The 25,251-nt window shown below is 71.1% G+C and carries 22 protein-coding genes, 1 tRNA gene and 1 pseudogene; 8 read left to right on the top strand and 16 right to left on the bottom strand.

The window, feature by feature from the left end; translation table 11 throughout:
- Both FM119_RS05680 and FM119_RS05675 read left to right on the top strand, forming a co-directional pair.
- Positions 1–1,161 (top strand): SPFH domain-containing protein, encoded by a 1,161-nt coding sequence (locus FM119_RS05680; RefSeq protein WP_218778728.1) that lies wholly within the window; start codon positions 1–3, stop codon positions 1,159–1,161.
- 233 nt (positions 1,162–1,394) lie between these two features.
- Positions 1,395–1,754: an RNA polymerase-binding protein RbpA gene (locus FM119_RS05675; protein ID WP_087136708.1), complete on the top strand. Its 360-nt coding sequence runs from the start codon at positions 1,395–1,397 to the stop codon at positions 1,752–1,754.
- Between the two features lie 88 nt (positions 1,755–1,842).
- Here the strand turns inward: FM119_RS05675 and lnt are convergent, their stop codons facing one another.
- From lnt to FM119_RS14165, 9 genes and pseudogenes are all read right to left on the bottom strand, one after another.
- Positions 1,843–3,579: an apolipoprotein N-acyltransferase gene (gene lnt, locus FM119_RS05670; protein WP_245827301.1), complete on the bottom strand. Its 1,737-nt coding sequence runs from the start codon at positions 3,577–3,579 to the stop codon at positions 1,843–1,845.
- On the bottom strand, positions 3,576–5,999 hold the full coding sequence (locus tag FM119_RS05665) for a DEAD/DEAH box helicase (RefSeq protein ID WP_087136707.1): 2,424 nt from the start codon (positions 5,997–5,999) through the stop codon (positions 3,576–3,578). Before FM119_RS05665 ends, lnt begins: the two co-directional genes overlap by 4 nt.
- On the bottom strand, positions 5,996–6,748 hold the full coding sequence (gene tatC / locus FM119_RS05660; protein ID WP_087136706.1) for a twin-arginine translocase subunit TatC: 753 nt from the start codon (positions 6,746–6,748) through the stop codon (positions 5,996–5,998). The genes FM119_RS05665 and tatC overlap by 4 nt, the downstream gene beginning before the upstream one ends.
- Positions 6,749–6,793: 45 nt before the next feature.
- Positions 6,794–7,066, bottom strand: coding sequence for a twin-arginine translocase TatA/TatE family subunit (tatA, locus tag FM119_RS05655; RefSeq protein WP_087136705.1), 273 nt, complete (start codon positions 7,064–7,066; stop codon positions 6,794–6,796).
- Positions 7,067–7,101: 35 nt separating this feature from the next.
- A complete protein-coding gene (locus tag FM119_RS05650; RefSeq protein ID WP_087136704.1) occupies positions 7,102–8,106 on the bottom strand; it encodes a helix-turn-helix transcriptional regulator in 1,005 nt (334 codons plus the stop codon).
- Positions 8,106–9,152: a helix-turn-helix transcriptional regulator gene (locus tag FM119_RS05645; RefSeq protein ID WP_087136703.1), complete on the bottom strand. Its 1,047-nt coding sequence runs from the start codon at positions 9,150–9,152 to the stop codon at positions 8,106–8,108. The genes FM119_RS05650 and FM119_RS05645 overlap by 1 nt, the downstream gene beginning before the upstream one ends.
- 18 nt (positions 9,153–9,170) lie before the next feature.
- A complete protein-coding gene (locus tag FM119_RS05640) occupies positions 9,171–10,148 on the bottom strand; it encodes an FKBP-type peptidyl-prolyl cis-trans isomerase (protein ID WP_087136702.1) in 978 nt (325 codons plus the stop codon).
- A gap of 45 nt (positions 10,149–10,193) precedes the next feature.
- On the bottom strand, positions 10,194–11,219 hold the full coding sequence (locus tag FM119_RS14170; protein ID WP_245827308.1) for a tRNA (adenine-N1)-methyltransferase: 1,026 nt from the start codon (positions 11,217–11,219) through the stop codon (positions 10,194–10,196).
- Between the two features lie 135 nt (positions 11,220–11,354).
- Positions 11,355–11,903: pseudogene (locus FM119_RS14165) on the bottom strand (HAD family hydrolase); the annotation flags it as partial.
- Between the two features lie 72 nt (positions 11,904–11,975).
- Between FM119_RS14165 and FM119_RS05630 the strand changes: the two are divergent.
- Positions 11,976–12,821, top strand: a complete 846-nt coding sequence (locus FM119_RS05630) for a PAC2 family protein (protein WP_245827300.1) — start codon at positions 11,976–11,978, stop codon at positions 12,819–12,821.
- A 28-nt stretch (positions 12,822–12,849) separates the two neighbouring features.
- On the opposite strand, the gene mshC is transcribed toward FM119_RS05630, so the two are convergent.
- Genes mshC through FM119_RS05615 form a run of 3 tightly spaced genes read right to left on the bottom strand, consistent with a single transcriptional unit; the run spans position 12,850 to position 16,348 of the window.
- Positions 12,850–14,106 (bottom strand): cysteine--1-D-myo-inosityl 2-amino-2-deoxy-alpha-D-glucopyranoside ligase, encoded by a 1,257-nt coding sequence (mshC, locus tag FM119_RS05625; protein ID WP_087136700.1) that lies wholly within the window; start codon positions 14,104–14,106, stop codon positions 12,850–12,852.
- 25 nt (positions 14,107–14,131) lie between these two features.
- Positions 14,132–14,986: an undecaprenyl-diphosphate phosphatase gene (locus FM119_RS05620; protein ID WP_087136699.1), complete on the bottom strand. Its 855-nt coding sequence runs from the start codon at positions 14,984–14,986 to the stop codon at positions 14,132–14,134.
- Between the two features lie 39 nt (positions 14,987–15,025).
- Entirely contained in the window at positions 15,026–16,348 is a 1,323-nt protein-coding gene (locus FM119_RS05615; RefSeq protein ID WP_087136698.1) for a M20/M25/M40 family metallo-hydrolase, read from the bottom strand.
- 111 nt (positions 16,349–16,459) lie between these two features.
- Here FM119_RS05615 and FM119_RS05610 point away from each other — a divergent pair.
- Positions 16,460–16,545 (top strand) — tRNA-Leu (locus tag FM119_RS05610).
- A gap of 169 nt (positions 16,546–16,714) precedes the next feature.
- Here the strand turns inward: FM119_RS05610 and FM119_RS05605 are convergent.
- A complete protein-coding gene (locus FM119_RS05605) occupies positions 16,715–18,475 on the bottom strand; it encodes a DEAD/DEAH box helicase (RefSeq protein ID WP_087136762.1) in 1,761 nt (586 codons plus the stop codon).
- 222 nt (positions 18,476–18,697) lie between these two features.
- On the opposite strand from FM119_RS05605, the gene FM119_RS05600 reads away from it, so the two are divergent.
- On the top strand, positions 18,698–19,510 hold the full coding sequence (locus FM119_RS05600) for an SGNH/GDSL hydrolase family protein (protein WP_087136697.1): 813 nt from the start codon (positions 18,698–18,700) through the stop codon (positions 19,508–19,510).
- A 15-nt stretch (positions 19,511–19,525) separates the two neighbouring features.
- On the opposite strand, the gene FM119_RS05595 is transcribed toward FM119_RS05600, so the two are convergent.
- Together FM119_RS05595 and FM119_RS05590 are read right to left on the bottom strand one after the other, a co-directional pair.
- The gene (locus FM119_RS05595; RefSeq protein WP_087136696.1) at positions 19,526–20,779 is read right to left on the bottom strand and encodes a D-alanyl-D-alanine carboxypeptidase family protein; all 1,254 of its coding nucleotides are present in this window, start codon (positions 20,777–20,779) and stop codon (positions 19,526–19,528) included.
- Positions 20,776–21,609 carry a TrmH family RNA methyltransferase gene (locus FM119_RS05590; protein ID WP_245827298.1) on the bottom strand — a complete coding sequence of 278 codons (834 nt, stop codon included), beginning with the start codon at positions 21,607–21,609 and terminating at the stop codon, positions 20,776–20,778. Before FM119_RS05590 ends, FM119_RS05595 begins: the two co-directional genes overlap by 4 nt.
- Before the next feature lie 98 nt (positions 21,610–21,707).
- On the opposite strand from FM119_RS05590, the gene FM119_RS05585 reads away from it, so the two are divergent.
- Together FM119_RS05585 and FM119_RS05580 are read left to right on the top strand one after the other, a co-directional pair.
- Complete coding sequence (locus FM119_RS05585) at positions 21,708–22,538, top strand: Sir2 family NAD-dependent protein deacetylase (protein ID WP_087136694.1); 831 nt, start codon at positions 21,708–21,710, stop codon at positions 22,536–22,538.
- 36 nt (positions 22,539–22,574) lie between these two features.
- Positions 22,575–23,183, top strand: coding sequence for a histidine phosphatase family protein (locus tag FM119_RS05580; RefSeq protein WP_087136693.1), 609 nt, complete (start codon positions 22,575–22,577; stop codon positions 23,181–23,183).
- Between the two features lie 142 nt (positions 23,184–23,325).
- On the opposite strand, the gene FM119_RS05575 is transcribed toward FM119_RS05580, so the two are convergent.
- Positions 23,326–24,192: an alpha/beta fold hydrolase gene (locus tag FM119_RS05575; RefSeq protein ID WP_087136692.1), complete on the bottom strand. Its 867-nt coding sequence runs from the start codon at positions 24,190–24,192 to the stop codon at positions 23,326–23,328.
- Positions 24,193–24,326: 134 nt separating this feature from the next.
- On the opposite strand from FM119_RS05575, the gene FM119_RS05570 reads away from it, so the two are divergent.
- Positions 24,327–25,031: an exonuclease domain-containing protein gene (locus tag FM119_RS05570; protein WP_245827296.1), complete on the top strand. Its 705-nt coding sequence runs from the start codon at positions 24,327–24,329 to the stop codon at positions 25,029–25,031.
- The last annotated feature ends 220 nt before the right edge of the window (positions 25,032–25,251 follow it).

Here is a 25,251-nt window from a genome sequence, read left to right as displayed (position 1 = left end):
ATGGTCGAGCAACCCGTCAACATCGCGGCCGTCGTCGGCTGGATCGTCGTCGCGATCGTCGTCGTGCTGGTGATCGTCGCCCTGTTCAAGTCGGTCAGGATCATCCCGCAGGCGAACGCAGGGATCGTCGAGCGGCTCGGCAAGTACCACAAGACGCTGCAGCCGGGGCTGAACATCGTCGTGCCGTTCATCGACCGGCTGCGTCCCCTCATCGACATGCGCGAGCAGGTGGTGTCCTTCCCGCCCCAGCCGGTGATCACGGAGGACAACCTCGTCGTGTCGATCGACACCGTTGTGTACTTCCAGGTGACCAACGCCAAGGACGCCACCTACGAGATCGCGAGCTACCTCGGCGCCGTCGAGCAGCTGACCACGACGACACTGCGCAACGTCGTCGGTGGCCTAAACCTCGAAGAGGCGCTGACCAGCCGGGACAACATCAACGGTCAGCTGCGGGTGGTGCTCGACGAGGCGACCGGCAAGTGGGGCATCCGTGTGGGACGCGTCGAGCTGAAGGCGATCGAGCCGCCCGTGTCCATCCAGGACTCGATGGAGAAGCAGATGCGCGCCGAGCGGGACCGCCGCGCGGCCATCCTCATCGCGGAGGGGACCAAGCAGTCCGCGATCCTGGAGGCAGAGGGAGCCCGCGAGTCGGCCATCCTCCGGGCCGAGGGAGACGCCAAGGCGCAGGTGCTCCGTGCGAACGGTGAGGCGGAGGCCATCACGACCGTGTTCGCCTCGATCCACGAGGGCAAGCCGGACGAGAAGCTCCTCGCCTACCAGTACCTGCAGACCCTGCCGCAGCTGGCCGACGGCAGCGCGAACAAGCTGTGGATCATCCCCTCGGAGCTGACCGAGGCGCTCAAGGGCATCGGCAAGGGCTTCCTGCCCGGAGGGCCGGCCGCCGGACCCGACGCCGGACCGCACAGGTCCCCCTCCCCGGCCGGTGCCACGGATCACGACACCGGTTCGGCCGGGCCCGCCGCCGACGACGCCGGTCCGGGGCTGAACGCCGACCGGCTGCAGGAGATCGCGCGACAGCTGATCTCGGGTCGCCGTTCCGCGCGGAACGACGCGGCGGCACGCGACGCGGCCGAGCCCACTCCCGGCGCGGCCGGTCCCACGACGGACGCCCCTGCGGAGGATCGTCCGACGGACTGACCTCCGCTCCCCCGCCGTGAGCCCATGAGCGGGTTCCGTCGCCGCCCCGTCCGTCCGGACGGGGCGGCGACCGTTCCGGACGGCCACGGAATCTTTCGTCCGGTCCGCTCGTTGTGACAGATGAGGGGCTGACGCGCGCCGTCCTGGTACTTGACTGTGAGAACCGCTGGTCGAACCGACGTTTTCGCGTCCGTCGCGTCATTGTTAAGAGGCGAGGCGAGAGGAGTCACACAATGGCAGATCGCAGTTTGCGTGGGATGAGGCTGGGCTCACAGAGCCTGCAGAGCGAGGACGGCGTCATCTTCTCTGAGCGGACGGAACAGCACTACCGGTGCCCCGAGTGCTCCAGGGAAATGATCCTGATGTTCGCGGCCGACGCCGAACCGCCGGAGACCTGGACGTGCCGATTCTGCGGTGCCGAATCCGTCCTCCTCGTCGATTCGAAGCCGGTCGACGTCACGCACGAGGACGGCAAGCATGCGAGGACGCACTGGGACATGCTCCTGGAGCGCCGAAGCCGCGAGGAGCTCGAGGAGCTGCTCGAGGAGCGGTTGCAGTACCTCAGAGAACGTCGCGGACAGGCCAGCGCCTGAGCGCGGTCATCCGCTGATTCCCGGCCCCGCGTCGAGGGGGCCGAAACGATGCCGTCGACCGTCTCGCGGTCGGCGGCATCGTCATTCCTCAGGCCGCTCCCCCGCCGACGGCGGGGGGACGGTCGCCTCGCAGCACGTCGCCGCGTCGGCGTGCGGCGACGACCACTGCCGCGGCGAGGGCGGACAGGCCGCCGACCGTGACGAGCGTGCTCACCGCCGGCCCGATCACGATCGCGGGGGTGGTGCTGCGTGACAGCGGGAGATCGACCGCCATCTGCGTGGCCGTGTACGCGGGAAGCGCGGCGATCGTCGTTCCGTCCGGGCCGATCGCCTGCGACGTCCCCACCGTCGAGAGGTTGAGCAGGCTCCTGCCCGTCTCGATCGCCCGCATCCGTGCGATCGCGAGCTGTTGCTGGTTCTCGTCGGTCTCGCCGAAGTCCGCGTTGTTGGTCTGGGCGATGATCACCGATGCGCCGTCGCGGACCGCGTCCCTGGTGAGCGCGTCGTCGACGATGTCGAAGCAGATCGACACCGCGGCGGTGAGCTGGCCGATCCGCAGCGCCGCCGAACCGGTGCCCGGCGTGTACTCACGCTGGATCAGCCCGATCAGCTCGGGGGCGAAGGGCTCCCAGAACGCGCGATCCGGAACGTACTCGCCGAACGGGACGGGGCGGTGCTTGTCGTACTGGGCGCTGACGCCGGTGCCCTCGTCGTCGCTCTCGACGAGCAGCGAGGAGTTGAACAGCTCGCCGTCGCGCTCAGTGATGGCGCCGACGAGCAGCGGTGCGCCGATGCTCGAGGAGAGGTAGCCGAGCATGGCCTCCGTCGTCGCGTCGCGTCGCGGGTCCAGCTCGGCTGACGCCTCCGGCCACACCACCAGGTCCAGGTCCTCGCCGATCAGAGGGAGCGTCGCTTCGAACTGCGCGTCCCTGACCTCGCCCTGCTCCGCCCGGTCGAAGTATCCTGCGGGCCCGTTGCCCTGGACGGCACCGACCCGGAGCGAGCCGGCCTCGGCCACATTCCAGGCGGGCCAGGCGGTCAGTGCGACCACGGTGATCGCCGGGACCAGCACGCGCCAGAGTCGACCCGGCGTGCTCCGGGAGCGGACCGGCTCGACCGCGTCGGCGGGGCGGTCGGGGAAAGGGACCCGGGGCACGCGTGTCGCGGGGAACGGCGCGCCGACCGTCAGTCTGGCCCCGCCGACGGCCGCCTCGACCAGCGCGGCGGTGAGGAAGACGAGCAGGAAGCCGAGTCCGTCGAGGCCGACCCAGGCCACGAGCGGGGCGAGCGGGCTCTCCGACTGACTCAGCGCTACCCGACCCCAGGCGAACCCGCCGTAGGGCCATGCGCCGCTGACCGACTCCCTGGCGATCCAGAGCCCGGCCACGATGGCAGGCAGAAGCAGCATCCGTCCGGCACTGCCCGGCCAGTGGCGCGGGACCACGCGGTAGGCGAGCGCGATCAGGCCGGAGCCCACGCCGACGAAGAGAGCCTCGAGGATGCTGAGCGCCGCCCACGGGACCACGCCGAGGAACAGCGTCGCCCACTGGATGTGGATGAGGTAGAACGATGCCCCCGCGAGCGTCCCCAGGCCCATGCCGCCCCAGAATCCCCGACCGCGCAACGCGACCAGCAGGACGGCGATGCCGGGGACGATGAGCGGCCACAGGTCCGCGTCAGGGAAGGCGAGGTCCGTGAGGGGGCCGTATCCGACGGCGAGGACGACGGCCGCCCACACCGGCACGATCGGCCCGCCCTCGGCGGCGGGGACATCGAGCGGGGCACGGCCGGAACGGCGCGCGGTCGCGCGCGGGGAGCCGCTCACAGCGAGCTCGACGCGACGATGCCTCGCCGCAGGGAGTCGACGGCTGTGCGGGCGTTGCGTCCGACGCCTCCGGGCGCGACCTGGGCGATCTGGTCGAGAAGGTCGATGGTCTGCTTGGTCATCCGCACGAAGTCGCCCGCGGCGAGGTTCGCGCGCCGCAGCACGTCGTCGAGGTCTCCGCCACGCGACCAGCGGTGCATCGCCGGGGCGAGCGAGGCGTTGACCGGCGCCGTTCCCGGCAGCCTGTGGGCTCGCTCGATGCCGTCGAGCCGCTCCCAGAGGGCCACGGTCGTCGCCAGCGCCTCCCGGAACGCCCCCTTCGGAAGGAACTGCTCCGGCACCTCGTCGTCGTCGCGCCGGGGCTCGTACACCATGCACGCCGCCATCGCGGCCAGGGACGCCGGGTCCAGGTCGCGCCAGGTGTGCCGCCGCAGTGCCTCGGCGACGAGGAGGTCACGCTCGCCGTAGATGCGGGCGAGCATGCGACCGGTGTGACTGGCCTCCACCTCGCCGTCCGGTGTCGTGATGAGGTACTCGGCCTCGTGAAGCACCTCGGTCACCCGGTCGAACACGGCGGCGACCGCGCCCGTCCGTGCGGCGATGTCGCGCCGCAGCTGCGCCGTGCTCGCGGACAGCGTGTTCCAGCGGTTGGCCCAGCGCGCGTGGTCCTCCCGCTCGGAGCAGGCGTGGCACGGATGGGTCTTCAGGCGCCGCCTGTCGCGGTCGATCTCCGCCTGCAGCTCCTGCGCCTGGCCGCGGTTGCGCGTTCTGCCGAGCCGCTTCTCCGCGTCGGAGAGCCGGGAACGGATAGCGATGTACTCGGTGAAGTCGCCGAGGTGGCACTGCATCGCCTCGCGATAGCCGTCGAGCGTGCGCTCCTGCTCCCTGACCTTGCGGGCAACGCCGACGACCTGACGGTCGGCCTGGAACTGGGCGAAGGACGACTCGAGGATCTCGCGGGAGCGGTCCCTGCCGAACCTCTCGATGAGGTTGATCGCCATGTTGTAGCTGGGGCGGAAACTGGAGGTGAGCGGGTAGCTTCGCCGCGAGGCCAGCTGGGCGACGGCCTCGGGCGCGAGTGAGTCCCTCCACTGCACGACGGCGTGTCCCTCGGCGTCGATGCCCCTCCTGCCCGCGCGCCCGGTCAGCTGGGTGTACTCCCCCGGCGTGATCGGCACGCGCGACTCGCCGTTGAACTTGTCGAGTCGTTCGAGCACGACCGTCCTGGCCGGCATGTTGACGCCGAGCGCCAGCGTCTCCGTGGCGAAGACCACCTTCAGCAGGCGCTCCTGGAACAGTTCCTCGACGACCGACTTGAACTGAGGGAGCATGCCGGCGTGATGTGCCGCGACACCCCGTTCGAGCGCGTCCCTCCACCCCCAGAACCCCAGAGTGGACAGTTCCGACTCCGTCAGCGTGAGCCGGACCCGGTTGACGATCGCCCTGGTGCGCTCCCGCTCGGCCGGCGTCGTCAGCTCGATGCCGGAGCGAAGCACCTGCTCCACGGCGTCGTCGCACCCGGCCCGGCTGAACACGAAGAAGATCGCGGGCAGGAGATCGTGCTGCTCGAGGATGTCGACCACCCGCCACCGCGGGGCACGCGCGATGCGTGGACCGCGACGCTCGCGGGTGTCCTGGCGGGACCGGCGGCCCCGTCCCCTGCCGCTGCGTGCCGAGGCGGCACCGCGGTTGAGCTGGACGAGCTCGGGGTTCACCCGTCGGTCCTCGGGGTCGCCGTCGAAGAGGTCGATGAGCTGGGTGCCAAACAGCGCGTGCTGTTCCAGCGGAACGGGCCGGTGCTCGGAGACGATGACCGCCGTGTCCCCCCGGACGGTTTGGATCCAGTCGCCGAACTCCTCGGCGTTGGAGACCGTGGCGCTGAGGGCGACGAGGCGGGTCTGCGGGGAGAGGTGGATGATGATCTCCTCCCAGACGGCGCCCCGGAAGCGGTCGGCGAGGTAGTGCACCTCGTCCATGACGACGAATCCCAGGTCGTCAAGCAGATCGGAGTCGGCGTAGATCATGTTGCGGAGCACCTCGGTCGTCATGACCACGATGCGGGCGCGCGGGTTGATCGAGGTGTCCCCCGTGAGCAGCCCGACCTCCGCCGCGCCGAAGCGTTCGGCGAACTCCTGGTACTTCTGGTTGCTGATCGCCTTCATCGGCGCGGTGTAGAAGACCTTGTCGTGCGTGGTGCGCAGGGCAAGGAAGATCGCGAACTCGGCGACGATCGTCTTCCCCGCCCCCGTCGGTGCCGCGACGAGGACGCCGTCACCGTCCTCCAGCCGTGCACACGCCTCGAGCTGGAAGGGGTCGAGGTCGACGGTGAGCGAGGCCTGGAACGCCTGGAGGCCCGGCCGGGTCGTCAGCCTCGAACGGGCGTAGCGCTCGGCGGGGCTGGGGGTGGCGTCAGGGGTCACAGGGGGGCCGTTTCCGCCGCGAGGGCATCGGAGCGCCGACGCGCCCGCCGGTCATGCAGCCAGGCGACGCCGTACGCGGCGAAGTAGAGCACGATCATCGGGATCGCCAGCAGGAACATCGAGATCACGTCGGCCGCGGGCGTCGCCAGCGCGCAGAACAGCACGATCACGAGGATGGCGATCCGCCAGCCGCCGATGATCGCAGCTGCGGAGAGCACACCGACGAAGTTGAGCAGGACGAGGAACACCGGCAGGACGAAGGCGATGCCGACCGCGAGCATGAGCTTCAGGACGAAGTCGTAGTAGTAGGACGCCTGGTACAGGTTGGTCGCGTTCTCGGACGGGGTGAACCCCGCCATGAGTTCCACGATGTGCGGCATGACCAGCCAGCCGGCCGAGCAGCCGATGAGGAAGAGCGGGACCGCGCTGCCGAGGAAGCCGAGCGCGTAGAGCACCTCCTTGCGCGTCAGACCGGGGACGAGGAACGCCCAGATCTGGTAGAGCCACACGGGTGAGGACGCCACGACCCCGACCGTCAGCGCCACCTTGAGCCGGAGGTCGAAGCTCGAAGTGACGGTGTCGAAGTTGAGGGAGGCGTTGCGGGACTCGGCGATCGTCTCGATCGGGATGGTGATCTGCTCGATCACCCAGCCGGAGACGACGAAACCGAGGACCATTCCCAGGCCGACGCCGATGGCGGCCAGCACCAGACGTTTGCGGAGCTCGACCAGGTGGGCTCCGAGGGACATCCGGCCCTCGCGGTTGCGGGTGGCGCGGGGACTCACCGACGCTCGCTAGGCGCTGGGTCGGGTGTCGCCGCCGGTCGTGTCGCTCGTCGCGGTCGGTCCGGGGGCGGTGTTCTCCGTCGGAGCCGCCGGCGTGCTCGTCGTCCCGTCAGCGGCGTCCGTGCCGGATGCGGCACCGTTCTTGGTGCTCACCTCGCTGCGGAAGATCTTCATCGACTGGCCGAGGCTGCGCGCCAGCGCCGGCAGCTTGGGCGCGCCGAACAGCAGGATGATGATGAACAGGATGATGATCAGGTGGGGTCCACCGAGGTTGCTAAACATGAGAGTCCTCCGGGTCGTCAGTGCAGTCTACCCGCTCAGTCCGCCCGGTCGCTGGACGGCGGCACCGTCTCGTAGGCGTCCAGAGCGGACTGCGCCCAGGAACGCACCTCATCGCGAAGCTCGACCGGGTCGACGACCTCCATCAGGCCGGCGAAGCGCGCCGCGATCCGCGAGACCACGTCCGGGTGCGCCAGGCGGAGGCCGATCTCGACGCGGCCGGCCGCGGGCACCTCATCAGGCACGGAGTCGACGTACTCGCCGAGGAACGGCAGGATCTGGACGTCGACGAGGACCGTCACGCAGGTGTCCTGATCGGACGGGGAGAACAGCGCGTCGGGCACCGCGACGTCGCCGGGGCGCGTGCTGATCGCCTGACTGCCCTGCGTCACCGCCGACATCCGGTCGACGCGGAAGGTCCGCACGGCCTCGCGGCGCCTGTCCCACGCGCGCAGGTACCAGTCCGAGTCGACCGAGTCGACGCGGAGCGGGTCGACGACGCGGCGCTCGCTCGTGCCCCGTGCGGTGCGGTAGTCGAACTCGACGCTGAGGCCGGCGTCCACCGCCGCTGCGACGGTCGCGAGGATGCGATCGGCATCGCCCGCGCTCTGCACGGCGAGCTGGCTGGGCTCGGCCGAGGCACTGCGCGAGAGCTTCGTCATCACGGAGTCGAGGACCTCGTGTCCTCCGGCCGAGGGAAGCGCCGACAGGTACTGGAGCCCGGCCAGCAGCGCCGCGGCCTCCCGCGAGGAGAAACGCGGTGGCTCGTTGATGACGACCCGGTGCGTGATGACGATCTCGTCGTCGTCCTCGAACGCTCCCCAGTCGATGTCGAAGAGATCGCCGGGCAGGTACGCGTCGGTCTCCCCCGGCACGCCCGACACCGCGATGAGCCGGACCGCCTGGCGGACCTCGGCCTCGCTCACGCTGAAGTGCTCCGCCACCTCCGCGACGTCGGCCCGCTCCCTGTCGAGAAGGTACGGAACGAGAGCGAGCAGGAAGGCGAGCTTGTCCCTGGCACCCTGCGGTGCGCGCGCGGCCATCAGCGGTCCCCCCTCTGCTCGGACGCAGCCGGAGCACCAGGGCGCTGCGTCGACCCGGCGCCCGCGGAGTGAAGGGCGCGGACACGTCCGAGGCGCAGCCGCACCGCGTCGACGAGCGACGCCGGCGAGTGCACGACGATGTCGGGCCCGTACCCGGCCAGTTCATCGGCGAGAAGCTCACCGTCCGTGTAATGGACCCGGAGCGTGCCGTCGTCGTCGGCATGGGCCCTCGCGCCGAGCCGCAGCCGGGCGTCGCTTCCCTCGCTCGCGACGATCACGGCCTCCTGGCGCTCCCAGAGCCGGTCAAGGCCCTCGAGCGCCGCGGCCGCCGCCCCGTCGAGCGGCCAGGTGTGGGCGGTGGTGAGCTCGCGAACCGGACCGACGATCCGGGACAGAAGGAAGGTCCGCGGCGCGTCCGCGGACGCGTCGTGCGCGTACAGGTGCCAGCGGCCGTGGTGCTGCACGAGTGCCAACGGAGCGACCCGGCGCACCTCGGCGTCGAGACGGCCGGGCTTGAGGTACCGGAACTCCGCCAGACGCTTGCGGTCGAGCGCACTGGAGAGCGGGGCGAAGGAGTCCTCGGCGATCGAGACGCGCGGGGCGTAGCTGATCGGCGTCTGCGCGGTGTGGGCGCCGAGGGAGCGCAGCTTGAGCAGCGCCCGCTGCGACTGCGATGACAGCGCCCCCTCGCGCCAGACGGTGCCGGCCAGGCTGAGCACGGCCATCTCCTCCGGGGTGAAGGTGAGCTCGGTCGGCAGCTCGTACTCCCCGCGTGGAATGCGGTAGCGCAACAACTGGTTGTTGCCCTGCTCCCCCGGGGGCTCGGTCGTCTCGATGGGGATGCCGAGCTCCCTGAGGTCGTCCTTGTCCCGCTCGAACTGCCGCTCCAGGCTCTGGTTGCCTCCGGAGGAGTCATAACGCTGACGGTATCCCTGCACCGTCGACAGGATGTCCGACTTGCTCAGGCCGTGCTCACTGGCCAGCAATGCCAGCACCAGCGAGAACAGGCGCTCCTGCGCCGGAATGCCGGGACTCCGTGCCGCCATCTGGTCGCCGCTCCCCTGCTACTGTCCGTCGCCGAGGTTGCCCAGGACGTCGAGGACGATGATCTGGGTCGCTCCGCCGGGGATCTGCCCGGCGCCCTCCGCACCGTAGCCGTTCTCCGGCGGGACGACCGCGACGACGCGGGAGCCCGCGGTGCGGTCGCTGAGCATGGTGGTGAAGGTCTGGCCCATGGCATCGTCCGCGGCGATGCTGCTGACGTCGAGCAGGCTCGGCGTGTTGTCCTGCCAGCTGGAGCTGACGATCTGGCCGTCGTCCCACAGCACGATCATCGCGTTGACCAGGACGGGGCGGTCGGTGTCCACCGGTGCGCCGTCGCCGGCGATGAGCTCCGCCACCCGGAGCGTGGACGGGGCGGGGGTTGAGGGGATGTTGATGCCGGGTGTGCCCTCGGCGTCCTGCACGACGGCGGGCAGACCGGAAGCGAACACGGCCTGCGGCGACCCGGAGGCCACGCGCGGCAGCACATCGTGCACGTCGATCGCGACGACGATGGTCGAGTCGGCGGCGACACCGTAGCCGGCGAACGCCTGGGCCAACGGTGCCGCGTCCTCGCCGCCGAGGGTGACGACGAGGCGGGACCCGCCGGTGGCGCACTGGAGGGCGTCGTCGATGACCGGCGCCTGCGCCGCGAGGGCCGTCGCCAGCGTGGGCGCGTCGATGCCGGTGGAGACGACCTCGTCGCCGGTCGTCCCGTCGTAGATGCTGAACGTCACCGACGGAAGCGTGTCCTCGGTGACGACCGGGCCGTCACCGGCGACGGCGACGGTGCGCTCGGTGACCGTGCCGTCCAGCGGTGCGCTGAAGTGCGCGTCCGGCTCCTCGGCGAGGTCGGACGACACCCGGACGGCCGTCGAGGTCGAGCCGCCCTGGACGACGGGCTCGCAGTCCGACGCCGACGTCGCGGGCGCCGTCGAGCACGCGGTCAGGCCGGCGAGCACGAGGACGGAGGACAGCAGGACGGCGGGAACCTTGGACACGTAACCTCACTTCGACGGCGGTCGGCGATCACCGACGACACGAGTTTAGTCGCCGGAGGGGACAGAGCCCGCATCGGGGCCCTGCTGTTCCTTCGACAGCGACAGGGCGGCTGCCTTCGCGGCCTCCCTCTGACGCTTCCGGATGCTCTTGTCGCTCATGGTGCGCTCCCCCAGCGCCCCGGGCGTCCAGATCTCGACGTCCGCGTCGCTGTAGGACGACTTGCTCGCCCTGCGCTTGAGCTCGGGCAGCACGGCACCGTCGGCGAGGCGCCTGGCCGTGAGGAGGAACCCGGTATGACCGATCATGCGGTGCTCCGGGCGCACGGCGAGACCCTCGACGTGCCACCCCCGCACCATGGTCTCGGTCGACTGCGGGTTCGTGAACCTGCCGGACGCCCGGATGGCCTCCGCGACCCTCGAGAGCTGGGTGACGGTCGCGATGTAGCACAGCAGCACCCCTCCGGGCGTCAGCGCGTCGGCCGCGGCCTCGATGCAGTCCCAGGGCGCGAGCATGTCCAGCACGACCCGATCGGCCTCGCCGTCGGGCACGGTGCCCGGCAACGCCTCGGCCAGGTCGCCGACCGTGACGGTCCAGTTGTCCTGGGCGTGCCCGAAGAACGTGGTGACGTTGTCGACGGCGACATCGGCGAACTCCTCACGGCGCTCGAACGAGAACAGCCGCCCCTGCGGTCCGAGGGCGCGCAGGAGCCACATCGACAGCGCGCCGGAGCCGACCCCCGCCTCGACGACGCGCGCGCCGGGGAAGATGTCTGCCTGCGCGATGATCTGCGCGGCGTCCTTCGGGTAGATGATCGCGGCGCCGCGCGGCATCGACATGACGAAGTCCGACAGCAGCGGACGCAACGCGAGGTGCTCGACGCCGACCGAGTTGCTGACCACGGAGCCGTCCGGCAGCCCGACGAGGTCGTCGTGGTTGATGAACCCGCGATGGGTGTGGAACGACGCGCCCGGCTTGAGGGCGATGGTGTGCAGTTTGTTCTTGGGTCCGGTGAGCTGGACCCGGTCGCCGTAGCGGAACGGCCCGCTGTTGGCCGGTGAAGCGGTGGTCATGCTCGGGGGGGTTCCTTCGTTCGTGCGGCCCGTGTGCAGGGCGATCAGACGGTCGGCATCCACGCCGGCGAGCGTGGGAAGTGTGTGGTGGTCGGGGCCGGAGGGGATCGGCACGGCGTGCGGCACGGCGACGGCCGTTGCCCCGGACGCGACGGCGGCACGCAGGCCCGTCGGCGAGTCCTCGAGCGCGATGCAGTCCGCGATGTCGACGCCGAGGCGCTCCGCCGCGAGCAGATAGGGATCGGGGTGGGGTTTCGGCAGCGGGACGGCATCGCCGGTGACGAGCGTGTCGAAGGTGCCCTCCGGCAGCAGCGCCGCGACGGCGCGCGCCATCGGCAGGATCGACATGGTGACGATCGCCTGGGGCACGCGGCGCTCCGCGAACTCGGCGATGAGCTCCCGTGCGCCGGGACGGAACGGAAGTCCCCTCTCGGCGATGAGGCCCATGACACGTCCGGTCAGTGTGGTGACGAGGTCGTCCGGCTCCAGGTCGACGCCGGCGGCGCGGAGGACCTCCGCGCTCTCCCACAGCCCCGATCCGACCATTCGCATGGCCTGCTCGTGGCTCCAGGTGCCGCCGTGCTCCTGAACGAGCGCGGTCTCGCACTCGATCCAGAACGGCTCGGTGTCGACGATGGTGCCGTCCATGTCCCAGAGGACTGCGGCGGGTGCGGGAATGCTCACGGGGCACCATGCTATCTGGTCCCGCGGGGCCTATCCTGGTCAGATGCGGGAACGGATTCGGCGGACGGCTGCGTGAACGGCCGGGTACTCATCGTGGCCTTCGACGGCTGGACCGACGCCGGCGAGGCGTCCACGCGCGCCGCCACGGAGCTGAGGGACAGGGCCGGCCTCCGTCTGGCCCGCTCGATCGACCCCGAGCCGTACTACGACTACCAGTTCTCCCGGCCCCGGATCAGCATCCGCGGCGACGGCACCAGAGAGATCGTCTGGCCGGGGGCTCAGCTCTACACGCCGGCGGACGACGGACGGCTCCTCGTCCTGCTCGCGCAGGAGCCGGCGCGCAGCTGGCAGGCCTTCGTCGCCGAGATCCTCGACATCGCGCTCGCCCATGACGTGGAGCACATGATCCTGCTCGGCAGCCTGCTGGCCGACGCCCCGCACACCAGGGAGACCCCCATCACGCTGAGCTCCGACAACGAGGAGGTCAGGGACCGGCTGCAGCTGGAGCGCAGTCAGTACGAGGGACCGGTCGGGCTGTCCTCCGTGCTGGCAGACAGCGCGGAGACGGCGGGCATCCCGACGCTGATGATGTGGGCCCAGGTCCCGCACTACGTGCACAGCACGCCCAACCCGAAGGCCGCGCTCGCCCTCGTGCGCAAGGTGGCCTCCCTGGTCGGCGTGGCCGTCGAGCCGGAGGCGCTGGCGCGCGAGGCCGAGCAGTGGCAGCAGGGGGTGGACACCATCGCCGACGACGACGAGGAGATGGCCGAGTACATCCAGCAGCTCGAGCACACCAGGGACACGGTGGAGTCGCCAGAGGCGAGCGGTGAGGCCATCGCCGAGGAGTTCGAACGCTACCTGCGCCGCGACGACGACAGGGGCAAGGGCGACAGGGGCGAGGGGCCGCTCGGGTCCTGACCGTCAGCCCGTCACCGGCACCGATCACTCAGCTGGGAAGGGCCACCCCGAGCAGCGCGAGCACGGCGTGACGGAGCACTCCGGTGTCGTCGGTGCCGCGCTCGGCCGCCTCATCGAGGATCGCCAGCGCCCGCGGCGTGTCCAGGTCGTCGGCGAGTGCCTCGCGAACCGAGCGGAGCGTCGTCTCGACCGCGGCCGGCAGCGTCGGGGACGCGCGTTCGGCGGTGCGGAACGCCACGGACCAGCGGGCACTGCGGTCGCGAGCACTGTCCAGCCGCGCGTCCGACCAGTCCTGGTCGGCGCGGTAGTGGCGCTCCAGCAGCGCGAGCCGGATCAGCGCGGGCGCGACCCCTGCCGCACGAAGCTCGGACACGAGCACGAGGTTGCCGAGGGACTTCGACATCTTCTCGCCGTCGAGGCCGACCATGCCGGTGTGCAGGTAGGCGGCGGCGAACGGGGCCGGTGTCAGGTTGCTGGCGTGCGCTGCGCTGAGCTCGTGGTGCGGGAACACCAGATCGCTTCCGCCGCCCTGGACCGTCACGGGGGCGCCGAGCGCCTCGGTCGCGATCACCGCGCACTCGACGTGCCATCCGGGGCGGCCGTGCCCCGCGGCTGTGGTCCAGCTCGGCTCGCCCTCGCGGGCGGCCCGCCAGAGCAGCGGGTCGAGCACGTGCCGCTTGCCCTCCCGCTGGGGGTCGCCCCCTCGCTCGGCGGATAGCCGGATCATCTCCCCCAGATCGAGCCGGCTGGTCGCCCCGAGATGCCAGTAGGCGTTGCGGGCGGCGTCGACCGAGAGGTACAGGTCGTCCCCGTCGGCGTCGTCGGTCGCGACCCGGTAGCCGATCCCGGCCCGTTCGAGCTCGGCCGCGGCGTCCGCGATGCGCTGCACGGCATCCGTCACCCGGACAAAGTGCTCGGGAGGGATGACGCCTAGCGCGGTCATGTCCTCGCGGTAGAGCCGGGTCTGCGACTCGGCCAGCTCGCGCCAGTCCAGTCCCCTCTGCTCGGCGCGTTCCAGCAGTGGGTCGTCGACGTCGGTGACGTTCTGCGCAGCCGTCACGTCGACGCCCGCGTCCTGCCAGACACGGCGGAGCACGTCGAAGGCCAGGTAGGTCGCCGCGTGCCCGAGGTGCGTCGCGTCGTAGGGGGTGATCCCGCAGACGTAGAGGGTGGCGGTGTCGCCCTCCACCGGGTCGACGAGCGCGTCGCGTGCGGTGTCGTGCAGGCGCGGGCGGAGGCCGACGCCGGGGAGGACGGGGATGTGGGGGCTGGTCCAGCTGGGCACGGGAACGGTCGGATTCCTTCGGCGATCAGGCGGCGATGACGCCAGTGGAGAGCAGGACGACGAGCGTCCCGCCGAGCAGGATGCGGTACACGACGAAGGGCATGAAGCTCTTCTTCGAGATGTAGCTCATGAAGAACACGATGACGACCAGTCCGATGACGAACGCCACCACCGTCGCGATCAGGGTCTCGAGCGGACCGTACACCTCGGGCAGACAGCCGGTCGCCCCGGCCACGCACGGCGAGCTGATCGACTTGTACACCTGGTACAGCCCGCTGGCGAACACGGCGGGGATCGCCAGGAGGAACGCGTAGCGCGCGGCGGCGGCGCGCTCATAGCCCATGAGCAGGCCGGCGGTGATCGTTCCGCCGGAGCGCGACACCCCGGGGATGAGCGCGAGAGCCTGGGCGAAGCCGTAGCCGATGCCGTGCCCGAGCCCCAGCGACTCGAGTTTTCGGTTCTTCGCGCCGATCCGGTCGGCGACGCCCAGCAGCACCCCGAACACGATGAGCATGATCGCGACCCACCACAGCGAGCGGAAGGTGGTCTCGATCTGGTCCTGGAAGACCAGGCCGAGGACGCCGATCGGCAGCGAGCCGAGGATGATCAGCCAGCCGAGCCGTGCCTGGGGGTCGGTGCGCGGCACCGCTCCGACCAGCGACTTCGCCCAGTTGCCGATGATGCCGGTGATGTCCTTCCAGAAATAAACCACCACCGCCAGCTCCGTGCCGATCTGCGTGATCGCGGTGAAGCGGGCACCGGGGTCCTCCCCCGTTCCGAGCATCTCGCCGACGATGCGCAGGTGCGCGCTCGACGACACGGGGAGGAATTCGGTCAGGCCCTGGACGATGCCCAGGATGATGGCGTTGATGACGTCCACGCGACTCGCTTTCTTGGCGTGCTTCTGACGGTGCGGCTGTCAGTAGGAGAGCAGCAGGTCCCTCAGGACCTGCCTGCCAAAGACTAGTGCGTCCAGGGGCACGCGCTCGTCGACCCCGTGGAAGAGGGAGGGGAAATCCAGCTCGGCCGGCAGGCGCAGCGGGGCGAAGCCGTAGCCGGCGATGCCGAGCCGGCTGAGCGCCTTGTTGTCGGTCCCCGCGGGGAGCAGGTACGGCAGGACCCGTGCGCCGGGGTCGTGGGCGGCGATGACCGTGTCGACCGCGTCGACGAGCGGACCGGCGAGCGGATTCTCCAGCCCGACGTCGCGGTGCAGGATCTCGACGTCGACGTGCTCGCCCACCAGCTCGTCGATCAGGGCGAGCACGGCGTCCTCCTCGCCCGGCAGGGTCCTCACGTCCACGAGCGCCTCCGCCCTGTCAGGGATCACGTTCGACTTGTAGCCGGCCGTCAGCACGGTGGGGTTCGCCGTCGTCCGCAGGGACGCCTGGATGAACGCCGAGGCGCTGCCGGTGGCGAGGGCGATCTCGTCCGGCCCGGCCTGCTGCGGGTCGACCCCGAGCAGCTCCGCGAGCTGCTCGAGCAGCGCCGTCGTCGTCCCGGTGAGGCGAAGCGGCCAGGACTGTCGCCCGATCGCGGCGATCGCCTCGGCCAGGCGCACGACGGCGTTCTCGTGCACGACGCGCGAGCCGTGCCCGGCCGGTCCGTGGGCGACCAGGCGCAGCCAGAGCAGGGCCTTCTCGCCCGTCTGCATGAGGTACGCGCGGCGGCCGCCGACCGTGATGGAGTATCCGCCCACCTCGCTGACCGCCTCGCCCGCGCCGTCGAAGAGCTCGGGGCGTTCGGTGACGAGGTGGTGGGAGCCGTAGACGCCGCCGTTCTCCTCGTCGGCGAAGAAGGCGACGATCACGTCCCTCGCGGGACGGGCGCCGGAATGGACGATCTCCTCGAGCGCGGTCACGATCATGGCGTCGACGTTCTTCATGTCGACCGCTCCCCTGCCCCAGAGCATCCCGTCCGACACGACGCCGCCGAACGGGTCGACGCTCCATGCCCCCGCCTCCGCGGGGACGACGTCGGTGTGCCCATGCAGCACGAGCGCCGGCAGCGAGCGGTCGGCGCCCGCGATCCGGCCGACGACGCTCGTGCGTCCGGGGGCCGCATCGATGAGCTCGGGGGCGGCGCCGATGCCGCGCAGACGGCCGGCGAGCAGCTCGGCGGCCTCCGTCTCCCCCGCCGACCGATCCTGGCCGTAGTTGCTCGTGTCGATGCGGATCAGGTCCCTGGCGAGCCGGACCACCGGCTCGTCGGTCAGCGGTTCGGGGGCGTCGGCGTGCTCGAGCATGACACCACCGTAACCCCGACTCTCCCGGGGCGCGCCCGATTCTGAAGGCCCTCGAAACCGTGCTAGTGTCTTCCTTGGCTCGCGGGACACCGGGAGCAGCAGGATCATCTCGCGCGGGTGGCGGAATAGGTAGACGCGCTAGCTTGAGGTGCTAGTGCCCGTATTAGGGCGTGGGGGTTCAAGTCCCCCCTCGCGCACGCGAATGATCGAGACCCCCGGCAGGAACACCGTTCCGGCCGGGGGTCTTCTGCGTGTGGGGGTGGTGTCGCGCGGCCGCGCGTGTGCTGCGTCCGTGGGCGACGTCCTCGGCCTGCGCCGTGGACCAGGGTTAGCGCCGTGGACCAGGGTTAGCGCCGCCGACCGGGGTTAGCGCCCGTTGAGCTTCTTCCGCAGGAACTCGATGCGCTGCTGCAACTGGGTGACGCTCGCCTGGGCGACGGCCGGCCCCCCGCAGACGCGCCGCAGCTCCGCATGGACGAGCCCGTGCTGCTGGTTGGTGTTCGCCGCGTACAGGCCGACGAGGGAGTTCAGCAGTGAGCGCTGCTCCTTCAGCGTGCGGTACAGCGGGGCGGGCTGCTCCTGGCTCGGTGCCGGACGGGACTCGATCCTGCGGTTCTGCCTGGCCTGCCGTTGCACCAGCAGCTCGTGCACCTGCTCGGGCTCGAGGATCCCCGGCAGCCCGATGAAGTCGTGCTCCTCCTCGGTCTCCGGCTCGGCGAGCGAGCCGAACTCCTGACCGTCGTAGATGACCCGGTCGAAGGTCGCGTCCGACCCCATCGCCTCGAAGGTGAACTCACTCGTCAGCGCGTCGGAGGCGCGGTCGGAGGCGTTCGCCTCCGCCATCATCGCGTCCTCGGGGGTGAACAGGTCGCCGTCGCCCTGCGAGATCCTGTCGAGGGCGTGCTCGCGCTCCTTGTCCATCTGCGAGGCCAGCGCCTGGAGGATGGGGACGTCGGGCAGGAACACGCTCGCCGTCTCGCCCCGGCGCCTGGCACGCACGAAGCGGCCGATCGCCTGCGCGAAGAACAGCGGTGTCGACGAGTTCGTCGCGTACACGCCGACAGCGAGACGGGGCACGTCCACGCCCTCCGACACCATGCGGACGGCGACCATCCACCGCGCGGAGCTCCGGGAGAACTCCTCGATCCGGTTCGAGGACTCCTTCTCGTCGGAGAGCACCACGGTCGCCTTCTCCCCCGTGATCCCCTCGAGGATCGCCGCGTACGCCCTCGCCGTGGTCTGGTCCGTGGCGATGACCAGGCCCCCGGCGTCGGGGATCTGCTGCCTCACCTCGGACAAGCGCCGGTCGGCGGAGCCGAGGACCTGGGGGATCCAGTCACCGTTCGGGTCGAGCGCCGTGCGCCAGGCCTGAGAAGTGATGTCCTTCGTGTTGCCCTCGCCGAGCCGGGCCTCCATCTCGTCGCCGGTCGTCGTGCGCCAGCGCATGTGCCCGGCGTACACCATGAAGAGGACCGGGCGGACGACGCCGTCCACGAGCGCGCGACCATACCCGTAGTTGTAGTCCGTGATGCTCGTCCTGATGCCCTCGGCGTCCGGGGCGTAGCTGACGAAGGGGATCGGCGCGGTGTCCGAGCGGAACGGCGTCCCCGACAGCAGCAGTCGGCGGGTCGCCCTGTCGAAGGCCTCACGGATGGCGTCGCCCCAACTGAGCGCGTCCCCGCCGTGGTGGACCTCGTCGAGGATGACCAGCGACCGGCCGGACTCGGTGATGTCCCGATGCAGCTCGGCCTTCACAGCGACCTGGGCGTAGGTCACCGCGACGCCGTGGTAGTGCGATCCGTAGCGGCGGTCGCGGTTGCTGAAGTTGGGGTCGAGCCGGATGCCGGCGCGGTGTGCCGCCTCCGCCCACTGGCGTTTGAGGTGCTCGGTCGGGGCGACGACGGTGATCCGGTCGACGACCCGGCGGGACATGAGTTCGGCGGCCAGACGGAGGGCGAAGGTCGTCTTGCCCGCGCCGGGCGTGGCGGCGGCAAGGAAGTCGCGCGGCTCGTCGCGGAGGTACTGCTCGATGGCCTCCGCCTGCCAGGCGCGGAGCTTCTGCGCGGTGCCCCAGGCGGCGCGCTCGGGGAACGCGGGAGACAGGTGCTCCGCGGCAGAGGTCCCCAGCCCCGAGCGGTACTCACCGCCCGTCGGCGCGTCGGTCACCGCGTCGAGTCGTCCGTCAGCATGATCGTCGTTCACTTGGCGAGAGTTTACCCGCCGCCGCCGACGTCACCCCCGCCGGCCGCGCGTCCGCGGAGTGTCCCCCGCGTGTCGGAGCGGGTAGTGTCGTGGTGCCCGGCCGCACGGATCCTGCGGCCGCGCAGCAGCACGATCGCGGAGGAGCACATGAGCCAGACGCAGCATCCCTGGTCCCGGTACGTCGCCATCGGCGACTCGTTCACGGAGGGGATCGGCGACCCCGAGCCCGACGCCCCCGGGGGCAACCGGGGCTGGGCCGACCGTGTCGCCGAGCAGCTGAGCCGCGGCGGCGACGACTTCGCCTACGCCAACCTCGCGGTCAGGGGCAAGCTCATCGCCCAGATCGCGAGCGCGCAGATCGAGCCGGCCCTCGAGCTCCGCCCCGACCTGATCACCTTCAGCGCCGGAGGGAACGACGTCCTCCGGCCGGGCTCGGACCCGGACGCCATCGCCGAGCTGTTCGAGGCGAGCGTCCGCCGGCTGCGGAGCGAGGGCGCCACGCTCGTCGTCTTCACCGGCGTGGACGTCGGGTTCTCCCCGGTGTTCAGGGCCATCCGCGGCAAGGTCGCCATCTACAACGAGAACGTCCGCGCCATCGCCCAGAAGTACGACTGCATCGTCGCCGACATGTGGGCCCTGCGTGAACTCCAGGACCAGCGGTACTGGTCGATCGACCGGCTGCACATGAATCTCCTCGGCCACCACACCGTGGCCATGATGGTCCTGGAGGCGCTGAACGTGCCCCACGACCTCACCCCGCTCGAACCGGAGCCGCTGCCCGCCTCCAGCTGGCGGCAGGCGAGGAGCGACGACCTGAGCTGGGCGCGCGAGTACCTCGTGCCGTGGGTCGTGCGGCGGATCAGGCACCAGTCCTCCGGGGACCACATCACCGCGAAGCGCCCGAACCCCTCCGCCTTCGCGGCCAGGGCGCGGGACGAGTCGGCGCCGCCGACCGAGTGATGCGGGCAGGGCCGCCTAGCCGAGGTTCGGGTTCGCCAGCCGCCACCACGGGGACGGCTCGTTCAGCCCACCCCTGACCGCGACGGGCACGGAGGTGCGATGCCCGGGCACGGTGGAGACGAGCGTGCCGACCTCGTCGCCGCTATCGGCCGTGCTGACCGGCTCCGCGTCGACCGTGATCGTCGGCTGCTCGTCGCGCCAGAGCACCTCGACGAGGTCCGCCGTGATGTACAGGCTCGCCCTGTCGCCCCACGCGCTGCGGTACTCGCCCACCGCGGTGCCCGCGGGGATGAGCGTCTCCGCATGCAGCGAGCCGGTGGTCGACTCGATCGCCGTCCTGACGGCCTCCGACCGCGCGGAGGGGGTGTCCTGGCCGAGGACGGCACCGACAAGCGTGACGTCCCGACCGTCGACGTCGACCTCCGCCGAGAACAGCAGCCCGGCGCCCGCGGCGTTCGAGGTGCCGGTCTTGATCCCGGTGACGCCGGAGACGCCGAGCAGCTCGTTCGAGTTCTCGATCGTGCCGATCATCGGCAGCTCCGCGCTCGTCTGGGACGCGATCGCGGACAACGCGGTGTTCTGCATGGCCAGCCCGGCGAGGGTGAGCAGGTCACGGGGGGTCGAGACGCTTCCCGCGTCGAGCCCGCTCGCGTCGGTGACGACGGTGTCGTCCATGCCGTGCTCCTCCAGCCAGCTCCGGGCGGCCTCCAGGAAGGCGTCGTCAGACCCGAACGCCCACCGCGACAGGGAGATGGCGTAGTTGTTGGCCGAGGGAAGCATGATCGCCTCGAGCACCTGCCGCTGGGTCAGGCTCGTGCCCGGATACACCGGCGCTGAGGTGCCGTCCGCCGCGAGCACGTCCCAGAAGAGCGCCGCGTCGTCGGCGGTGATCGCGATGTCCGGACCGTCCTCGTCCGCGGCCAGCGGGTGCTTGTCGAGGATGACCAGGGCAGTGATGACCTTCGTGATGCTCGCGATCGGACGCGGGGACGCGTCACCGAACTCCGACAGCGGCTCCGAGCGCGACAGGATGCTGATGGCGCCGGCGCCGGTGTCCGGCCAGTCGGTGTCCGGCAGCGCGGAGGCCGCGGACGTCGTCGTCGAGGGGAGGGCGATCGACGCCGACGCCGCGGGCAGGGGTGCGGTCAGCGCGGTGTAGCCGTAGTAGCCGGCCCCGCCGAGGACCAGAACGGTCGCGAGCGCCCCGGCGACGGCGCTGATCGTCCGGCGTCGGCGTGTCCCGGTCGCGCGGCGGTCGGTGGCGCTCATCGGTCACGCCCGTCCTGCTCGCCGTCGCGCGGTCTCAGCGCCCAGAGCGCGACAGCGCTCGCCGCGGCCACGTTGAGCGAGTCGACGCCGTGCAGCATGGGGATCATCACGGTGCTGTCGGCGCTGGCCAGGGCTCGCCTGCTCAGACCGTCGCCCTCCGAGCCGAGGACGAGCGCGATCCGCTCCGGAGCGTTCGCCGCGGCCTCGTCCAGTGTGACCGCCCGCTCGTCGAGAGCGAGAGCCATGATGTGGAAGCCCGCGTCGTGCAGGATCGCCTCCGCCTCCGGCCACTCGGGCAGGCGCGTCCAGGGCACCTGGAGCACGGTCCCCATGCTGACGCGGACGCTGCGCCGGTAGAGCGGGTCGGCGCAGCGCGGCGTCACGAGGACGGCATCCGCGCCGATCCCTGCCGCCGCGCGGAAGATCGCACCGACGTTGGTGTGGTCGACGACGTCCTCGATGACGACGACGCGTCGGGCGTCGCGGAGAAGGTCGGCCGGGTCGGCCAGCTCGGGGCGGTGCATCGCGGCCAGTGCGCCCCTGTGCAGGTGGAAGCCGGTCAACGACTCGAGGAAGTCGTCGTCGCCGACGTAGACCGGGACGTCGGGGCTCGCCGCGAGCGCCCTCTCGATCTGCGGGAGCCAGCGCTCCCTGGCCAGGACAGAGCGGGGCCGGTGGCCGGCGGAGATGGCGCGGTCGATGACCTTCGCCGACTCGGCGATGTAGAGCCCTCCCTCCGGCTCGAGCGCCTTGCGCAACGCCACGTCGGTGAGTGAGGTGTAGTCGAGGAGGGCCTCGGGGGGCGCCTCCGCGGCGGGGATGATGTTCACGGGTTCTCCTGCCGGTCTGCCGCTCAAGTCTCCCAGCATGGGAAACAAATCAGAAACCGTCCGCGTTTATGATCGTGGCAGGAAGCGGAGGGACAGCGATGGGACGTGCGACGTCACTCCTGGACGGGGCGACCGCGGTCGACGCCGCGAGGGGCCTGCTGCACGGTCGGCGCATCGCCGTGATCACCGGGGCGGGGGTCAGCACCGACTCCGGCATCCCCGACTACCGGGGCGAGGGGTCCGAGCCGCGCAACCCGATGACGTTCCAGCAGTTCATGGCCTCGGCCGACGCCAGGAGGCGGTACTGGGCGGGGAGCCACCAGGGCTGGCGGCGATTCCGGGCGGCGCGTCCGAACCCGACCCACACCCTGCTCGCCGACTGGGAGCGGGACGGTCTGCTCAGCGGGGTCGTCACCCAGAACGTGGACGGGCTGCACGCGGCGGCCGGGTCGAGCAGGCTCGTCGAGCTGCACGGCACCATGTCGCAGGTCGTCTGCACGGCGTGCGGGCAGATGTTCGCGCGCGAGGACATCGCCGGTCGTCTCCTCCAGGACAACCCGTGGCTGCCGGGGGGCGACGGCGAGCTCCACCCCGACGGCGACGCGGAGGTCGGCGACGTGTCGGGGATGGTCGTGCCGTCCTGCACCGTGTGCGGGGGCATTCTCAAGCCCGACGTCGTGTTCTTCGGCGAGTACGTCCCCGTCGACCGTTTCGCGCTCGCCAGCGACATCGTGCACGCGGCCGACGCGCTCCTCATCGTCGGCAGCTCCCTGGCCGTGAACTCCGCCGTGCGACTGCTCGACCGCGCCAGGCGGCGGCGGGTTCCCGTCGTCATCGTCAACCGCGGGGCGACCAAGGGCGACGCGAAGGCCGACGTTAGAATCGAGGGCGGCGCAGCGGAGACCCTCGCGGCGCTCGATCCTCGATGACCACGGCACCACGGCGGTGACCGGGAAGGACACCGCATGACCAGCTTCACCCTCGTCCGTCACGGTGAGACCGAGTGGAACAGGCAGGGGCGCATCCAGGGCCAGACCGACATCCCGCTCAACGACACCGGTCGCGCGCAGGCGGTCCGCGCCGCGGAGGCGCTCGCCGGCTCGGAGTGGCACGCCGTGGTGTCGTCCGGGCTGTCCCGCGCGGACGAGACCGCGAGCATCATGGCCGAGCGTCTCGGCATTGACGGGCCGGTGGCCGTGCCGGGACTCCGTGAGCGCGCCCACGGCGAGCTGGAGGGACTCACCGTCGAGGAACGTCGTGCGCGCTTCGAGGCCGATGAGGCGGTGCCGGGTCTGGAGAGCAGGGAGGCCGTCGTGGAGCGCACCCTCGACGCCCTCGGCGCGCTGGCGGCCGACTTCCCCGCGAGCCGGGTCCTCGTCGTCACCCACGGGGGTCTCATCGGGTCGCTCGTGCGTCATCTGAGCAGGGACGAGTCCGTTTGGGACGGCCGGCTCATCCCGAACGGTTCGGCCTACGAGCTGTCCTGGGACGAGCGGGGACCGCAGCTGGTCTCGGCCGCCGGTGCGCCCTGGCGTGAGACCGACCGGGCTCCGCTGGCCGAGCCCAGGGTCTGACAGGCCGGTCGCCGTTTCTCTGGCCGCACGGGACGCGTTCCGTTGATCGCTGCACCGGTCGCCGCGGCCCTTCTCGCGGTGCACCCGTCCTGCCCGCGCGTGCGACGTCTCGCCCCCGCCGTGTCGCGGCGTCCCGACCGGTTCAGAGCGGTGAGGAGAGGAACGCCTCGATCAGCGCCGCGGCCGTCGTCGGGGCCTCGTAGTGGATGAGGTGCCCGACGCCGGGGATGACCTCGAGCCGCGCGTCGGGGATGCTCCGCTGCAGGACCCGCTGGTCCTCGACGGTGGAGATGTCGTCCTTTTCCGCGGCGATGAGCAGGGTCGGCGTGTGGTTGGCCGTGGCGTCGTCGAGGCAGGTCCGCGACACGCTCGCCCTAAACGCCTCGAGGACGACGTCCCTGGTGGCGAAGGCGCTGAAGTGGGCGGCGTGCTGCTCGTTGATCCAGCGGCGCAGCTCCCGGTCGGGGGTCTTCGCCATGACCTCGCTCATGACGCGGACGATGATCGGGCTGCTCAGGATGGCGTTGCCTGCGCGTGCGGGCAGGGCCGCGCCGACGCGGTAGTAGGCGACGGCGAGGGCCGTGAGCACGGATCGCGGCCCGGACAGCGCCGGCGAGGCGATCGGGTTCACCAGCACGGTTCGCCGGGGGGCGAGTCCTTTCGCGATGGCCGCCGACACGATGATCGATCCGAAGGAGTGGCCGAGGACGTCGGAGTCGCCCTCCGGATCGACGGCGGCGTGGAAGCCGACCAGCCACTCCGCGTAGGCCTCGACGCTGTGCTCACGGTGCAGCGGCGGCGCCTCGCCGAATCCGGGAAGGTCCGGCACGATCACGTTCCTGCCGCCGAGCTGCTCGGCGATGAGCTCCAAACCGTGGTGGTCGCCGCGGAAGCCGTGGACGAGGATCAGCGCACGGCCCTCCGGATCGCCGTAGTGCCACGCAGGGAACGCCTCGCCGTCGACGTCCCAGAGGCGACGGACGGGGGCTGGGGGCGTGGACGAGCTCATCGGCTCATCGTAGGGGACGTCGCCGCGCGACCCGCCGAGGCGCGACGGGGCGGCCGCTTCCCCGCGGCGCGTGCGGCGGTGCGCGTCACGGAGCGCGATGTCGGCTGTCGGCCGCGGCCCGTAGAGTGGATGCCGTGAACAACAGCGACAGCCTGCCGGCCTGGGCGAGCACCCTGGGCGTCTTCGACCTCGAGACCACGGGCATCGACGTCCGAAGCTCCCGCATCGTCAGCGCCTTCGTCGGCGTCATCGGTCCCGACGGACGGACGGTCGAGTCCCGCAGCTGGCTCGCCGACCCTGGGGTCGAGATCCCCGAGCAGGCCAGCGCCGTGCACGGGATCAGTACGGAACGTGCCAGGGCGGAGGGGCGTCCCGCCGCCGAGGTCGTCGCCGAGATCGCCGGTGCGCTCGGTGAGCTCTTCTCTCGCGGACTGGCGGTCGTGGCGTACAACGCGCCCTACGATTTCAGCCTGCTCGCCGCGGAGACCGACAGGTACGGCGTTCCGGCGGTCACCGCGCATCCCGTCGTCGACCCCCTCGTGATCGACAAGCAGGTCGACCGCTATCGCAAGGGCAAGCGCACCCTCGAGGCCGCCGCGCAGTGCTACGGCGTGGAGCTTCACGACGCTCACGACGCCGGTGCCGACGCGATCGCCGCGGGGAGGGTCGCTCAGGCCATCGCTCGGGCGCATCACGACGCACTCGAGTTGCCGGCGCCGGAGCTTCACCTCGCCCAGCAGACGTGGTTCCGTGAGCAGTCGGAGCGTTACCAGGACTTCGTGCGTCGCACGCGCGACCCCACGTTCACCGCGTCGACCGGCTGGCCCGTCCGCGGCTGACGGCCCCGACGGGGCCCGGCGTCGAGGACGTCGCACCGCCGCGCCGCGCCCATCCGGGATCCGCGGGTTGTGACCCCGTGTGTTGTGAACCCGTGTGTGGTGTCCCTTCCCGGACACGTTGTCGGGTGTGCACGCGGACTCCAACGGCACGCAGGTCCCGGTGGTGGCGCCGGCCCTCGGTTCCCGGTGGGCGACATCCCATCGCACAACGACGGCGGGG

Source organism: Mycetocola reblochoni REB411 (assembly GCF_900163835.1).
Taxonomy (GTDB): Bacteria; Actinomycetota; Actinomycetes; order Actinomycetales; family Microbacteriaceae; genus Mycetocola_B; species Mycetocola_B reblochoni.
This window is presented reverse-complemented; position numbering and strand designations above follow the sequence as displayed.

Coding starts and splice junctions, on each gene's coding strand:
- FM119_RS05680 (WP_218778728.1), top strand. CDS start 1: ATGGTCGAGCAACCCGTCAACATCGCGGCCGTCGTCGGCTGGATCGTC.
- FM119_RS05675 (WP_087136708.1), top strand. CDS start 1,395: ATGGCAGATCGCAGTTTGCGTGGGATGAGGCTGGGCTCACAGAGCCTG.
- tatC (WP_087136706.1), bottom strand. CDS start 6,748: ATGTCCCTCGGAGCCCACCTGGTCGAGCTCCGCAAACGTCTGGTGCTG.
- tatA (WP_087136705.1), bottom strand. CDS start 7,066: ATGTTTAGCAACCTCGGTGGACCCCACCTGATCATCATCCTGTTCATC.
- FM119_RS05650 (WP_087136704.1), bottom strand. CDS start 8,106: ATGGCCGCGCGCGCACCGCAGGGTGCCAGGGACAAGCTCGCCTTCCTG.
- FM119_RS05645 (WP_087136703.1), bottom strand. CDS start 9,152: ATGGCGGCACGGAGTCCCGGCATTCCGGCGCAGGAGCGCCTGTTCTCG.
- FM119_RS14170 (WP_245827308.1), bottom strand. CDS start 11,219: ATGACCACCGCTTCACCGGCCAACAGCGGGCCGTTCCGCTACGGCGAC.
- FM119_RS05615 (WP_087136698.1), bottom strand. CDS start 16,348: ATGCTCGAGCACGCCGACGCCCCCGAACCGCTGACCGACGAGCCGGTG.
- FM119_RS05600 (WP_087136697.1), top strand. CDS start 18,698: ATGAGCCAGACGCAGCATCCCTGGTCCCGGTACGTCGCCATCGGCGAC.
- FM119_RS05595 (WP_087136696.1), bottom strand. CDS start 20,779: ATGAGCGCCACCGACCGCCGCGCGACCGGGACACGCCGACGCCGGACG.
- FM119_RS05585 (WP_087136694.1), top strand. CDS start 21,708: ATGGGACGTGCGACGTCACTCCTGGACGGGGCGACCGCGGTCGACGCC.
- FM119_RS05580 (WP_087136693.1), top strand. CDS start 22,575: ATGACCAGCTTCACCCTCGTCCGTCACGGTGAGACCGAGTGGAACAGG.
- FM119_RS05575 (WP_087136692.1), bottom strand. CDS start 24,192: ATGAGCTCGTCCACGCCCCCAGCCCCCGTCCGTCGCCTCTGGGACGTC.